This window comes from Clostridiales bacterium (assembly GCA_015243575.1).
Classification (GTDB): Bacteria; Bacillota; Clostridia; order Peptostreptococcales; family Anaerovoracaceae; genus Anoxybacterium; species Anoxybacterium hadale.
The window spans coordinates 2,696,884-2,710,246 of sequence record CP042469.1 but is presented as its reverse complement, the minus strand read 5'-3'; the positions used below and the strand labels follow the sequence as shown (position 1 = coordinate 2,710,246).

Here is a 13,363-nt window from a genome sequence, read left to right as displayed (position 1 = left end):
CTGCCGCTATATCTACAATAAATACCTCAGCAGGCAAAATCACAAATTTTGCTTCGTGTTTTGTATTTATTATATCATACGTGCAAACCGTTGCTCCGGTTTGCTTCACACCGATACAATAAATACCTCAGCAGGCAAAATCGCAAATTTTGCTTCATCTATTGTATTTATTATATCATACGTGCAAACCGTTGCTCCATACTATAATACGCCAGCGATAATCCTATTTGTGATTTGGCAGCTCGCTGAAGTTATACTTCATGCCGCGGGAGTGGTAATGAGTATGAAGAAGCTGGTGGGATTTGTGTCCCAGCGGCTCGCCGAGATAGTTATCGTAAAGTTTGAGAATGTCTGGATTTTTGTGAGATTTGCGCAGCGGCAGGTCCTCATCAATCTTGTAGATTGCTTCAATGCGCTTTTCCTTTACATCTCTGGTAGATTTGATCGGCTGTCCGCCCCCGCCAATGCAGCCTCCGGGACAGGCCATGATTTCAATAAAGGCGTAAGGGGATTCTCCTTTTTCAATCTGTTTCAGGAGAATCTTCGCATTGCCCAAACCGTGGGCAACCGCAACTTTCAGTTCCATGTCGTCGATGAGAACTATGCTTTCTTTGATGCCGGAAAGACCTCTGACCTCTGTAAAGTTGAGGGAAGGAAGTCCCTTGCCGGTGATCACCTCGTATGCGGTTCGCAGTGCGGCTTCCATGACGCCGCCTGTAGCGCCGAAGATGGCGCCGGCGCCTGTGCCGATGCCGAAAGGATTGTCAAACTGATCCTCCTCAAGGGCGACGAAGTCGATACCGGCTGACTGGATCATCCGTGCCAGCTCTCGCGTTGTAAGAACTGCATCCACCTCAGCCACTCCGTTTGTCATCATTTCAGGACGCTGAGCCTCATATTTTTTGGCTGTACATGGCATGATGGATACTGTGTAAACGTTCTTGGGATCCATGCCTGCCATTTCAGGATAATAGGACTTGGACAATGCACCGAACATCTGCTGTGGTGATTTGCAGCTGGAGAGATGTGCGAGAAGATGGTCGTAGCGCCCTTCGATGAAGTTGATCCAACCAGGGGAGCAGGACGTGATCATCGGCAGCGTTCCGCCTTTGGTCAGCCTCTGAATCAGCTCGTTGCCTTCCTCCATGATGGTGAGGTCTGCGGTAAAGTTGGTGTCAAAGATCTTGTCAAAGCCCAGACGTCTCAGAGCGGCAACCATTTTACCAGTTACGATGGTGCCCTTTGGCAGATTGAAAGCATCACCAAGTGCGACTCTCACCGCCGGAGCAACCTGAACGATCACATGCTTCTTCGGATCATAGATGGCATCCCAAACTTTTGCCGTGTCATCCTTTTCCACAATGGCGCCCACAGGACAGACTGCGGCGCACTGACCGCAGAAAACGCAGAAGGTCTGTTCGAGCGGCATTTCATACGCAGGAGTGATGTTGTAATGCACGGAACGATGGGAATGGGTCAAAACATGAACTTCCTGAACCTTCTGACACGCATCAACACATCGGTTGCATTTGACGCACTTGGCAGAATCACGAATCAGGGAAGGGTTTGTATCATCCAGCGGAAGAGCATCTACGGTATCCACAAGATTGGTCTTGGAGATGTTAAATCTTTGGCACAGTGCCTGAAGCTCGCAGTTTCCGTTCCGCAGACATTTGAGACAATCCTGATCGTGATTGGCAAGAATCAGCTCAAGGATGCCCTTTTGCATATCCCGAACCTTTTTGGTATTGGTGTGAACTTCCATACCTTCATAGACGAAGGAGGAACATGCCGCGGTGAGCTTCCTGCTACCCGAAACGTCGACAACGCAAAGCCTGCAGTTTGCTTTGATGGCCTGGTCAGGGTGGTAGCAAAGATGGGGGATGTTGATATTTACCTTCTTCGCAGCTTCTAAAATTGTGGTGCCTTCCGGTACGATTACTTCGATATTATCAATTTTTATCTTAATGTTTTTCATTTTCAGCCACCTCCGTTAAACCAAACTCCTGTGGAAAATGCTTTATGGCAGAGAGAAGTGTGCTCTGAGCTGTTTCGCCAAGCCCGCAAAATGCGCAGTTGCTCATGATATTGGCAAAGCGTTCTGCTGTTTGCAAATCATCAGGGCGCTGACTGCCTTCTACGAAGCGGTCGATAATTTTTGCGATCTGCCTGTTTCCCTCGCGACAAGGCGTACATTTACCGCAGCTTTCATGAATAAAGAAGTCCTGTATCGATTTTACGAAGTCGATGACCCTCGTTCTATCGTCTACAACGAGGATACCGCCAGAGCCTACCACCAGACCTTCTTTTGCCAGATCCTCATAGGTATAGGGTGTATCGACAATAGAAGCGGGACCGATTTTGCCCGAGGCCCCGCCCAGTTGGAATAGCTTTAGTTCGTGGCCGTCCGGAATGCCCCCGCCAATGTCGTAAATGATTTCCCGCAGTGTAAGACCAAAGGGGATTTCGTATGCTCCGGGATTTTTTATGTTGCCGGCGAGGCTGATAATCTTGGTTCCCGGAGAGCCCGATGTTCCGTGGCTTAAGTATTCCTCAACGCCATGCTGTATGAAAGCAGCAGCAATGGCCAGAGTTTCAACATTATTGACAAGGGTGGGCAGCTGAAACAGTCCGCATTCTTTGATAAAAGGGGGTTTGATTCTCGGTCTTCCGCTCTTTCCCTCGATGGATTCGATAAGGGTAGAGCCTTCTCCGCAGACATAGGCGCCTGCACCGGAATAGAGATGAATTTGAAAGGAAAAACCTGTGTTTAATATATTGTCTCCGAGAAAGCCGTTGGACAAGGACTCGTCAATAGCGTTTCGAATCAATGGTCTCAAATGGCGGTACTCTTCACGGAGGTAGATGTATCCGTTTTTTGCACCTACGGTATATCCTGCGATAATCATGCCTTCAATCAAACGGAACGGATCCTTTGACAGAATACTTCGATCCTTGAAGGTACAAGGTTCGCCCTCGTCTGCATTGCAGATGACGACTTTGTCTTCGCCCGGAACTGACGCTGCCTGAGCCCATTTTCTGCCCGTATCGTAAGCGGCTCCGCCTCGTCCCTTTACTGCAGCTTTCTTTGTCATTTCGATAATTTCGGCAGAGGACATGGTCAGTGCTTTCTTTACAGCGGAAAAGCCGCCAATGGATAAATAAGAATGGATGGAACCGGGGTCATACTGACCGAAATTCTCAGTAATAATAGCAACTGTTTTAGACATAGCAGTTCCTCCTCTAACGGTACTGATCCAGAACAGCTTTGACGCTGTCCTGTGTCGTCAGGTGACCGAATACTTTTCCGTTGATACGCATGGCTGGTGAAATGTCGCATGCTCCGAAGCACGGCGTATACTCGAGCCAATATTTACCGTCTGGTGTGGATTCCTGCTCTTTGATGCCGAGCAGCTGAGAAATAGTATCGCGGAGAGTGGTGTTGCCGGTAACTTTACAGACGACGCTGTCACACAACTGAATGACATAATCTGCTCTCGGCACATCGGAGAGGGCTGCGTAGAAAGAAATGACATCGTAGATCTTACTGAGCGGGATATTCATCTTCTCGCTGACGTAAGCGGCTACTTCCCTTGGGATATACTGCTTTGGAATAATGTCCTGAATGTCCAGGAGAATTCCTACCAGCTTCGTGGAGTTGCTCCGGTAATGATTGATGGTCTTATCAATCTCCTGAGCCAGTTCGCGGGTAAGAATACCAAAGCTTTCGGTTTTGGTGCTATTCATTTGTCTTACTCCTTCCAGTCTTTGCATTTCTACTTTAATGCAAATATAGACTCAAACTCGCAGCATCGGTTGACAAAATATAACACGGTATGTAAAGACAAATTTGACCCGATGCTAAGCTAATGATATAACAAAGCAGAGGCTTTTGTCTATGGAATTGTGATGTAATTAACGAAAAATTGTTATATTTTTCACTTAAACTTATCCAAAGTGTTCAAGTGCTGACGATTCGTAAAGGGATTCAATATGGATGCCGCAAGGCGATTGTCGCGATAAGATTGGCACTGACATATTCCGTATAGATTCCGGTCAGCAGGAATCACAGATACTAAAGTTCCGCAGTGGGCTGTTCCGTAGATAAAGGAATCGCAGATGAAATAGATGATGTAGAGCCTTTTGAAGTATCGTTTGTAGTAATTGATATCAATTTGTACGGTCAATATGATATTTTTTTCACTGGCAGCAATAATTTTGTACGGGTCTTTTGCATTACAAATATAAAGGAAACACAGCGCAAGCTTTGCAAAGCGTAGGCGGCTTGTCAATTAATAACATAAATGATAGAATGGGATTGCAGGATAAATGGAAATATTAAATCATCGGATTGAAAATAGTATAAGGGAAATGCTGATTGAATCCATGCTTCTTTAGAAAATCAAGGAATAAGAGTTAAGAAAAAAATATGTTCGACATACAAGAAAATCTAAAAAAACTCCCGGATAAACCGGGCGTATATCTTCATAAAGATAAACTGGGGCAGGTTATTTATGTGGGAAAAGCAATCTCACTGAAAAACAGGGTGCGTCAGTATTTTCAGTCGTCCAGAAACATGGATCCAAAGGTGAGGGCGATGGTTTCTCATATCGAGGAATTTGAGTACATCACCACAAATACAGAGATGGAAGCGCTGATTCTGGAAAATAATCTGATCAAGAAATACATGCCTCAGTACAACGTACTGCTGCGTGATGATAAAACTTACCCCTATATTAAAATTACCACAAATGAAACGTACCCAAGGATTCTAAAGACAAGAAGGATCCTTCATGATGGCTGTAAGTATTTCGGACCCTATGCAGATGTCAACGCTGTGAATCAGATCATTGATTTGATGAATGGTATCTTTGCGCTGAAACGCTGTTCTGCACAGAAGTTTCCAAAGGGGTTCAAACCTTGCTTGAATTACCATATCAACCAGTGCAAGGGAATTTGCACCGGCAATGTGCAGCCCAAGGAATATCTGGAGGTTCTGGATCAGGTCATTGAGCTCCTAAATGGTAAGAACAAGAAAGTACTGGACTACCTCAATGAGAAGATGACGGAAGAAGCAGAAGCAATGAATTATGAACGGGCGGCAGAATACCGTGATTACATTGCGGCAGTAAATGCGATTGCAGAAAAACAGCGGGTGGTTCTGCTCTCTGCCGGTGACATGGATGTGATTTTAGGGGCAAAAGGACAGAACGATGCTCATGTGATTCTATTCTTTGTCAGACAGGGAAGGCTTAGCGGACGGGAAAGTTATCATCTTCAAGCCATGGAGGAAGATGGGCTGGAAGAGGTGGTCTCTGCCTTTATCAAGCAGTATTACTCCGGCAGTACGATGATCCCAAAGGAAATTCTGGTGGAGAATGAGCCAGCTGAACTTTCGATTATCGAATCTTGGCTTGCGGAGCTGAAAGGCAGCCAGGTTAAGATAACGGTTCCCCAAAAGGGAGACAAGAAAGCACTTTTGGATCTCGCCAAGCGTGATGTAATCGAAATGATGAAAACCCTGGATGAAAAGGCAAATCTGCAAAGGGAAAGGAATGCCGCCATTCGCACTTCCTTGGAGGCATTTATTCCCTCCTTGCGGAAAAAACACAGGGAAGCGGACTTGGACTACCGGGTTGAAGCTTTCGATATTTCCAATACCAACGGAGTAGACTCTGTGGGTGCGATGGTTGTGTTTCAGGGTATCCGTCCACAGCGGAAAGATTATCGGAGGTTTAAGATTAGAACCGTGGAGGGCCCTAATGATTTCGGAAGTATGCAGGAGGTGCTTTACCGTCGTTTTAAACGAGGTCTTCAGGGAGATCTGAGCTTTGCCAAAATGCCTGATTTGATCCTTATGGATGGGGGTAAGCCGCAGGTTTCCGCTGCTGAGCAGGTGCTTGCGGCGATGAAGATTGATATTCCAGTGGCGGGAATGGTTAAGGATGATAAGCACCGTACCAGAGGACTGCTTCGTACGGAAAAAGAGCTGGATCTGAAAACGGATCCGGTGCTGTATCAATTTGTGGCTTCCGTTCAGGAGGAGGTTCATCGCTTTGCCATCGATTATCATCGGGATCTCAGAAAAAAATCCCTCCAGCGCTCGGCACTGGATACGATAGAAGGAATTGGTGAGAAGCGAAGAAATGCTCTTTTGTCGCATTTTGGCAGTATCGACAGGATAAAGGAGGCGACTTGGGAAGAACTGTGTCAAGTTCCGGGAATTACAAAGCCTGCAGCTGAAAAGGTGCTGGCATGGGCGGCGAAAAAATGAATATTTCAATTGATTAACGTAAAATATAATGTTATAATGAACCCGTCGCAGGCAGCCTAATGGGACTGCGATCTTGAAAATATACCAATTTCTAATTAGAAGATAATGGAGGATAATTATGGCAGATAAAGATAAAGTAATTCACGGCGGATGCGGGGATAACTGCAGCTGTGCCGAGGATGACGCAGATTACCTCACACTTGAGTTCGATGACGGACAGGAAGTGGAGTGCGAGATCATGGGCGTATTCGAGTTTGAAGGTAAGGAATACATCGCTCTGATCCCCGATGACGGCACCGACGATGTATACATCTATGGATATAAAGAAACAACTGAGGAAGAATTTGAACTGATCGACATCGAAGATGACGAAGAGTTTAAAAAGGTTGTTGCAGAATTCGAAAAGCTCACAGTTGAAGAGTAATTGAAATGCAAGGGGCCCTGCTGCGCAGGGTTCTTTTTTTATGCTTTTACACATTGTCATAATGAGGCGAAAGGGTAAATACAATGAACAGTAGGGAAAAACAGAGGCATGGGAAGGATGCGTACTTTTATGGAAAGTGTAAATAACTTCTTTACCTGGCTGAACAGCTGTCTTTGGGGACCCCCATTTCTTATTTTGCTGTTCGGCACCCATTTGTTTATGACGGTGAGAACCGGTGTGATACAAAAAAAGATGGGGCTAGCCATCAGGCTTTCTGTTACAAAGGATCAGGACGGCGTAGGAGACGTGTCTCAGTTTGCGGCACTGGCAACAGCCTTGGCAGCTACTATGGGAACTGGAAATATTGTCGGTGTTGGAACCGCTATTGCGCTTGGGGGGCCAGGTGCGGTTCTTTGGATGTGGCTCACGGGAGTTTTCGGCGTTGCTACGAAATATGCGGAAGCTTTGGTAGCGGTAAAATATCGGGTTCAGACTTCTGACGGAACGATGCTGGGCGGAGCGATGTATGCACTTGAGAGAGGTCTGAATATGAAATGGCTAGGCACCTTATTTGCGGCATTTGCGGGACTCTCCGCCTTTGGTGTGGGGGCATCGGTACAGGCCAATGCTGTTTCCAAGGTACTCCATCAGAATTTTGACATTCCACTCGGGTTGTCCGGCCTGGTGATGGCCGTCACAGTTGGAATTGTAATTTTGGGCGGCGTAAAATCCATTACGAGAACCTGTGAAGCACTGGTTCCCTTTATGGCCGCATTTTACGCGGTGGGCTGTATTATTATTCTCATAATGAACAGAGCCTATCTTGTTGAGGCACTGGCTCTAATCATTACTTCTGCTTTTACCCCACAAGCTGCTGGTGGAGGCTTCATAGGAGTGAGTGTGATGACTGCGGCCAGATACGGGGTGGCGAGAGGCTTGTTTTCCAATGAATCGGGTATGGGTTCTGCTCCTATCGTAGCGGCTGCTGCCCAGACTAGAAATCCAGTCAGACAGGCGTTGGTGTCTTCCACTGGAACCTTCTGGGATACGGTCGTTGTCTGTGCCATTACCGGATTGGTGCTTGTCAGTACCATTCTGGCAAATCCCAATGTAAAGGCAGACGGCGGGGCAGCCATCGACGGCGCTGTTTTGACCAGTCATGCTTTTAACCAGATTCCCATCATAGGAACCGTTGTTCTGACGTTCGGGCTTGTGACTTTCGCTATTGCAACCATGATCGGCTGGTCCTATTATGGCGAGCGAGGCGCAGAATATCTCTTCGGGAAAGCAGGAATTCTACCTTACAAGATGATTTATGTCGCTGTGACATTTGCAGGATCTATTATGAGTCTCGGTACGGTATGGAATATTGCAGATGCGCTGAACATGCTCATGGCAATTCCTAATCTTATCTGTATCCTGCTTCTGAACGGGGTGATTGCCAGAGAAACAAAATATTATCTGTCCGATGACAATATTCAAAAATCTGACAAAACACCAATTCCTAAAATCAGAAATTAACCTCAAAGAGATTTTGTTATGCGCATCCTTTAGAAAAAGGGTGCGTTTTAATATGTAATAAAAATAATGCATACAAAATAATTTTTAAATTATAATAAAAAAAATAGCCAACTATAAAAAAAATCTATATAATAGTCAGAGTAATAAATAAAAACAGAGTAAAGGAAGGATATCTATTATTATGGAAGCTGTAAATAACTTCTTCACGTGGCTGAACGGTTACCTTTGGGGACCGCCGCTGCTCATTTTATTATTTGGCACTCATCTTTTTATGACTGTAAGAACTGGCTTTATACAAAGGAAGATTGGCCTTGCGATTAAGCTGTCCGTTACAAAGGATAAGGACGGAATCGGTGACGTTTCACAGTTCGGGGCACTGACGACGGCACTGGCTGCAACCATCGGAACGGGGAATATTGTAGGCGTGGGAACCGCCATTGCACTGGGAGGTCCGGGCGCAGTTTTATGGATGTGGCTCACTGGTGTTTTTGGAATTGCTACAAAATACGCGGAATCACTTGTTGCAGTAAAATATAGGGTACAGACCTCGGATGGTACCATGCTGGGAGGTGCGATGTATGCGCTCGAGCGTGGGTTAAAGATGAAATGGCTCGGCGTTTTGTTTGCCTTATTTGCGGGCTTGTCGGCATTCGGGATAGGTGCTTCGGTGCAGGCCAATGCTGTTTCCAAAGTTGTTCTTCAGAACTTTCAGATTCCGCTTTGGGCATCCGGCTTAATCATGGCGGTGTTAGTTGCAGTGGTTATTCTGGGTGGAGTTAAAACCATCACGAAAACATGTGAAACCCTTGTTCCTTTTATGGCAATTTTTTATGTAATCGGATGTTTGATTATTATTGTGATGAATCGAGCATATCTTGTTGATGCTGTTGCTTTGATTTGTAAATCAGCTTTTACACCTCACGCTGCCGGCGGAGGGTTTATCGGTGCGAGTGTCATGATGGCCGCGAGATTTGGTGTAGCCAGAGGACTCTTTTCCAATGAATCCGGAATGGGTTCTGCTCCTATCGTAGCAGCTGCAGCACAGACAAGAAATCCGGTGAGACAAGCACTGGTTTCCGCAACGGGTACTTTCTGGGATACGGTCGTTGTATGTGCAATGACAGGACTGGTGCTCGTCAGCACGATCATTGCCAATCCCAATGTGACAGCAGACGGAGGCGGTGCAGTGGACGGAGCAGTGCTTACAAGCCATGCTTTTAACCAGATTCCTGTTGTTGGGCCGATCGTTCTGACCTTTGGACTGATTACTTTTGCATTTTCTACAATTCTCGGATGGTCGTATTACGGTGAAAGAGGTGCAGAATATCTCTTCGGAAAAAAAGTGATTATTCCATATAAGCTGATTTATGTTGCGATCACTTTCGTAGGTGCGGTTGCGAGCCTTGGAACAGTATGGAATATTGCTGATGCACTAAACATGCTCATGGCGATTCCGAATCTAGTCTGTATTTTGCTCCTTAGCGGAATTATTGCGAAGGAAACAAAATATTATTTAACAGACGATAATATCGAAAAAATTGATGAGTCACCCATTCCGCAGATACGAAAGTAGATGTTTCGAATGAAGCGACGGAATCTGCACAGGTAAAATCATAATTTGGTGAAAAACAGATATCTGTTTCTGTGAAAAAATGGTTGCTTAAAATATGGTTTCGTTGGTATAATATAAATCGCTATAGAAAATATTGATCGTTATTAAAAAATTGAATAGGAATCTGGATGAAAGCTGCGGGAGAGATTGCTCTGGCAACACCGAAGGAATAAGCGCTGATCACGCCAATGATCTGCGTGATGATCTCAGGTAAAGTGGACCGTAGCTGGACAGAACTCTGGAAAGCGTTGCGTACCTAAACACATTTTCATAGGAAAATGTTGGGGGTGCCATACAGAAATTGCCCAGTTGAAGCTGGGATGCAATTTTTAAGTTGCACCGAAGGGGCAACTCCTATCAGGAGGAATCTCTCAGGTTAATAACAGAGCGGAAGGCGTTTATTCCTTCTGCTCTGTTTTTATTTTTGGGCTAAATGTTATGATTAGAGGTGACAATTTGAAAACTTATGATTTGATTATTATCGGCGGAGGTCCAGCGGGGCTTTCGGCAGGGATTTATGCAGGAAGAGCCATGCTGGATACATTGCTCATTGAGCAAGCGCAAGATGGAGGACAAATTCTTCAGACTGCAGAGATAGAAAACTATCCGGGCTCTGAGCTTGAGGAAAGCGGAGCAACACTGATCGACAGAATGTCGTCACAGGTCAAAAAGTTTGGAATCGAACAAGTTTATGATACAGTAACAGAAGTTTCGCTAGAAGGCAAGGTTAAGACCGTAGTAGGCAGCAGGGACAGATATCAAGCCAAAACGGTTATCATTGCAGGAGGCGCCACTGCTAAGCCCATCGGCTGCAAGGGAGAAGATGATTTTATAGGCAGGGGTATTTCTCATTGCGGTACCTGTGACGGACCATTCTTCAGAGGGCTCGACGTTTATGTGGTAGGCGGAGGAGATGCGGCACTGGAAGAAGCGATGTATCTCACCAAATTTGCAAAGCAGGTAACGGTACTCCACCGCAGACGCATTCTGCGGGCTGCAAAGTCTATTCAGGAAAAGGCGTTTCAGACAGATAAACTGAAGTTCATGTATCATACGGTCATTAAGGAAGTCAAGGGGGATGGTATTCTGGAATCCATGGTGCTGGAAAACGTTAAGGACGGCACGGTTACAGAGATCAAGGCTGACCCAAATGACGGTACCTTTGGCATATTTGTATTTATCGGCTATTCCCCGGCAACGGGACTGTACCAGGGCAAGCTCAATTTAAATGACAAAGGCTATATTATCACGGATGAGGATATGAAAACCAATATTGACGGGGTATTTGCAGCAGGTGATATCAGAGAGAAAAGCCTGCGGCAGGTAGTCACTGCTGCAGCAGACGGTGCAATTGCCGCAGTGCAGGCCGGAAAATACATTGAAGAAACGGAAGAAACTGCTTAGGGGAAAGGGAAAGGAGACGATTATGGATTTTAAACAAATTGAGGCATTTGTATCGGTGGTTGACCACAAGAGTTTTTCAAAAGCTGCAGATGTCTGCTTTTTGACTCAGCCAACCATCAGTGCGAGAATCTCCTCACTGGAAAAAGAGCTGGGAGTCAGACTGATCGACCGGACGGGGAGAGAGGCGTTCCTGACCGACTACGGTAAGGTATTCTACAAATACGCAGCAGAAATGCTGGATACGAGAAACCGTGCAGCAGATTCCATTCAGGGTCTGTCCAAGGAAATCGAAGGAATGATCGCGACTCAGATCGCTTAACTATGCAGATCATCATATTTCAATAAGCAACAATATAAAAATGTGAGGCAATGAAATGGATTTGAACGGCTTAGTTTCGTTCGTTTGTTTCATTGTTTCTTTTTTAGTGCAATGGATTCCAGCTGCTGCTGCATCCTCTCTATTGCATAAAATTATCTATTGCTAGAATGTAGCGAAGAACATATAATAGTTCTGTTGGTGAAATTCCATATAACATTGAGATTAGAAAGAAAGTGGAGATAAAGATGAAAAAATACGACATCATTATTGTGGGTGCTGGCGCGAGCGGAGTTTTTATGTCATACGAACTGACCAAGCTTACCAATAATGCCAAAGTCCTTATGATTGATAAAGGTGCGCCTCTTGAGAAAAGAGTATGTCCCATCAAGCTGGGAAAGGTTAAAAACTGTATCCGCTGCGTGCCTTGTCATATTATGAACGGCTACGGCGGTGCCGGAACCCTGTCTGACGGAAAATATAACATCACGACCCAGTTTGGCGGTGACCTGCACAATTATGTCGGTACTGAGGCCGCCTTGGATTTGATGGAATATGTGGATCAAGTACTTTGCAGCATGGGAGGAGAAGACGCAAAACTCTATTCCACAGCGAATTCAGATCTGAAGACGCTGGCACTGAGAAATAACCTGCATTTATTGGATGCGAAGGTTAGACATCTGGGAACGGATAGAAACGTAAAAATACTGGAGAGAATTTTCGAATATATAAAGGAAAGAATCGATACCCAATTCTACACTCAGGTTGTCGATGTAGAAAAGCTGGAAGAAGGCTTTCGCATCGTAACAGACAAGCAGGAAGAGTATGAGTGCAGTGAGCTCATTCTTGCAACAGGGCGTTCCGGTTCAAAGTGGATTTCAAGCGTCTGCGACAAATTCGGAATTGACCTCAAGAAAAACCGAGTGGATATCGGCGTACGCGTTGAGCTGCCCGCAGAAATTTTTAAACACATCACGGATGACGTTTATGAAAGTAAAATTGTATATAAGACGGACAAATATAATGACATGGTCAGGACCTTCTGTATGAACCCTTACGGTGAGGTGGTTGCGGAAAACACCAACGGCATCGTTACAGTAAATGGTCATAGCTATGCGGATCCCGATCTCCGTACGGAAAACACCAACTTTGCACTTCTGGTATCCAACCAGTTCACCGAGCCGTTCAAGGACAGCAATGAATACGGAGAATCCATTGCAAGACTCAGCAATATGCTGGGAGGCGGTGTACTTCTCCAGCGGTTTGGAGATCTTGTAAAAGGAAGAAGAAGCAGCGCAAGGCGGATGGAAAAGTGCTTTACAAGACCTACCTTGCAGGCAACTCCAGGGGATCTGAGCCTTGTAATCCCCAAGAGACAGCTTGATAATATCATCGAGATGATCTATGCCCTGGATAAAATTGCCCCCGGTACAGCCAACGAGGATACGCTGCTATATGGCGTTGAAGTTAAGTTCTACAACTCAAAGGTAAGCGTTGACAGCAATCTTGAAACCAATGTCAAAGGACTCTATGCTCTTGGCGATGGCTCCGGTGTGACCCACTCACTGTCTCAGGCTTCTGCAAGCGGTGTCCTAGCGGCAAGAAATTTGGCTGAAAAGTACAAATAATGATATCGGATAAAAAAATATTAATCGTGTAAGTAAAGCCGGAAGTTTTCAATGGTTATTTCTAGACTCTGGTGATGCAATCGAAGGGCGGTGCCGCTGCGCCGCCTGTTTTTTGTGATTTGGATACAATAAGCGCGATGAAATCCATTGACGTTCATTTTCGTGGGTTTTGACAAGACATCCT

10 protein-coding genes and 1 riboswitch are annotated in these 13,363 nt (G+C 45.5%); of the genes, 7 read left to right on the top strand and 3 right to left on the bottom strand.

The genetic code is table 11. The features are described from left to right. Window positions 1-223: 223 nt before the first annotated feature. Genes FRZ06_12025 through FRZ06_12015 form a run of 3 tightly spaced genes read right to left on the bottom strand, consistent with a single transcriptional unit; the run spans window position 224 to window position 3,774 of the window. Window positions 224-1,978 carry a 4Fe-4S dicluster domain-containing protein gene (locus tag FRZ06_12025; protein ID QOX64008.1) on the bottom strand — a complete coding sequence of 585 codons (1,755 nt, stop codon included), beginning with the start codon at window positions 1,976-1,978 and terminating at the stop codon, window positions 224-226. Next, window positions 1,965-3,230, bottom strand: a complete 1,266-nt coding sequence (locus tag FRZ06_12020) for an NADH-quinone oxidoreductase subunit F (protein ID QOX64007.1) — start codon at window positions 3,228-3,230, stop codon at window positions 1,965-1,967. Before FRZ06_12020 ends, FRZ06_12025 begins: the two co-directional genes overlap by 14 nt. Before the next feature lie 13 nt (window positions 3,231-3,243). Next, window positions 3,244-3,774: an NAD(P)H-dependent oxidoreductase subunit E gene (locus tag FRZ06_12015; protein QOX64006.1), complete on the bottom strand. Its 531-nt coding sequence runs from the start codon at window positions 3,772-3,774 to the stop codon at window positions 3,244-3,246. A gap of 655 nt (window positions 3,775-4,429) precedes the next feature. Here FRZ06_12015 and uvrC point away from each other — a divergent pair. The 7 genes from uvrC (at window position 4,430) to FRZ06_11980 (ending at window position 13,179) form a co-directional block, all read left to right on the top strand. Further along, a complete protein-coding gene (gene uvrC, locus FRZ06_12010) occupies window positions 4,430-6,274 on the top strand; it encodes an excinuclease ABC subunit UvrC (GenBank protein QOX64005.1) in 1,845 nt (614 codons plus the stop codon). A gap of 118 nt (window positions 6,275-6,392) precedes the next feature. Beyond that, window positions 6,393-6,698 (top strand): DUF1292 domain-containing protein, encoded by a 306-nt coding sequence (locus FRZ06_12005; GenBank protein ID QOX64004.1) that lies wholly within the window; start codon window positions 6,393-6,395, stop codon window positions 6,696-6,698. Window positions 6,699-6,827: 129 nt separating this feature from the next. Beyond that, window positions 6,828-8,219, top strand: coding sequence for a sodium:alanine symporter family protein (locus FRZ06_12000; GenBank protein QOX64003.1), 1,392 nt, complete (start codon window positions 6,828-6,830; stop codon window positions 8,217-8,219). 181 nt (window positions 8,220-8,400) lie between these two features. Continuing rightward, window positions 8,401-9,792, top strand: coding sequence for a sodium:alanine symporter family protein (locus tag FRZ06_11995; protein ID QOX64002.1), 1,392 nt, complete (start codon window positions 8,401-8,403; stop codon window positions 9,790-9,792). Between the two features lie 167 nt (window positions 9,793-9,959). Next, window positions 9,960-10,064, top strand: a riboswitch (glycine riboswitch). A 205-nt stretch (window positions 10,065-10,269) separates the two neighbouring features. Continuing rightward, window positions 10,270-11,235, top strand: a complete 966-nt coding sequence (gene trxB / locus FRZ06_11990) for a thioredoxin-disulfide reductase (protein QOX64001.1) — start codon at window positions 10,270-10,272, stop codon at window positions 11,233-11,235. Between the two features lie 22 nt (window positions 11,236-11,257). Next, window positions 11,258-11,554 carry a LysR family transcriptional regulator gene (locus tag FRZ06_11985; GenBank protein QOX64000.1) on the top strand — a complete coding sequence of 99 codons (297 nt, stop codon included), beginning with the start codon at window positions 11,258-11,260 and terminating at the stop codon, window positions 11,552-11,554. Between the two features lie 245 nt (window positions 11,555-11,799). Next, window positions 11,800-13,179, top strand: a complete 1,380-nt coding sequence (locus FRZ06_11980; protein ID QOX63999.1) for an NAD(P)/FAD-dependent oxidoreductase — start codon at window positions 11,800-11,802, stop codon at window positions 13,177-13,179. Window positions 13,180-13,363: the final 184 nt, after the last annotated feature.

What these genes read in the sequence shown, in the direction of transcription:
- trxB (QOX64001.1), top strand. Translation starts at nt 10,270, where the DNA reads ATGATTAGAGGTGACAATTTGAAAACTTATGATTTGATTATTATCGGC.
- FRZ06_12025 (QOX64008.1), bottom strand. Translation starts at nt 1,978, where the DNA reads ATGAAAAACATTAAGATAAAAATTGATAATATCGAAGTAATCGTACCG.
- FRZ06_12005 (QOX64004.1), top strand. Translation starts at nt 6,393, where the DNA reads ATGGCAGATAAAGATAAAGTAATTCACGGCGGATGCGGGGATAACTGC.
- FRZ06_11995 (QOX64002.1), top strand. Translation starts at nt 8,401, where the DNA reads ATGGAAGCTGTAAATAACTTCTTCACGTGGCTGAACGGTTACCTTTGG.
- FRZ06_12000 (QOX64003.1), top strand. Translation starts at nt 6,828, where the DNA reads ATGGAAAGTGTAAATAACTTCTTTACCTGGCTGAACAGCTGTCTTTGG.
- FRZ06_11985 (QOX64000.1), top strand. Translation starts at nt 11,258, where the DNA reads ATGGATTTTAAACAAATTGAGGCATTTGTATCGGTGGTTGACCACAAG.
- FRZ06_11980 (QOX63999.1), top strand. Translation starts at nt 11,800, where the DNA reads ATGAAAAAATACGACATCATTATTGTGGGTGCTGGCGCGAGCGGAGTT.
- uvrC (QOX64005.1), top strand. Translation starts at nt 4,430, where the DNA reads ATGTTCGACATACAAGAAAATCTAAAAAAACTCCCGGATAAACCGGGC.
- FRZ06_12020 (QOX64007.1), bottom strand. Translation starts at nt 3,230, where the DNA reads ATGTCTAAAACAGTTGCTATTATTACTGAGAATTTCGGTCAGTATGAC.
- FRZ06_12015 (QOX64006.1), bottom strand. Translation starts at nt 3,774, where the DNA reads ATGCAAAGACTGGAAGGAGTAAGACAAATGAATAGCACCAAAACCGAA.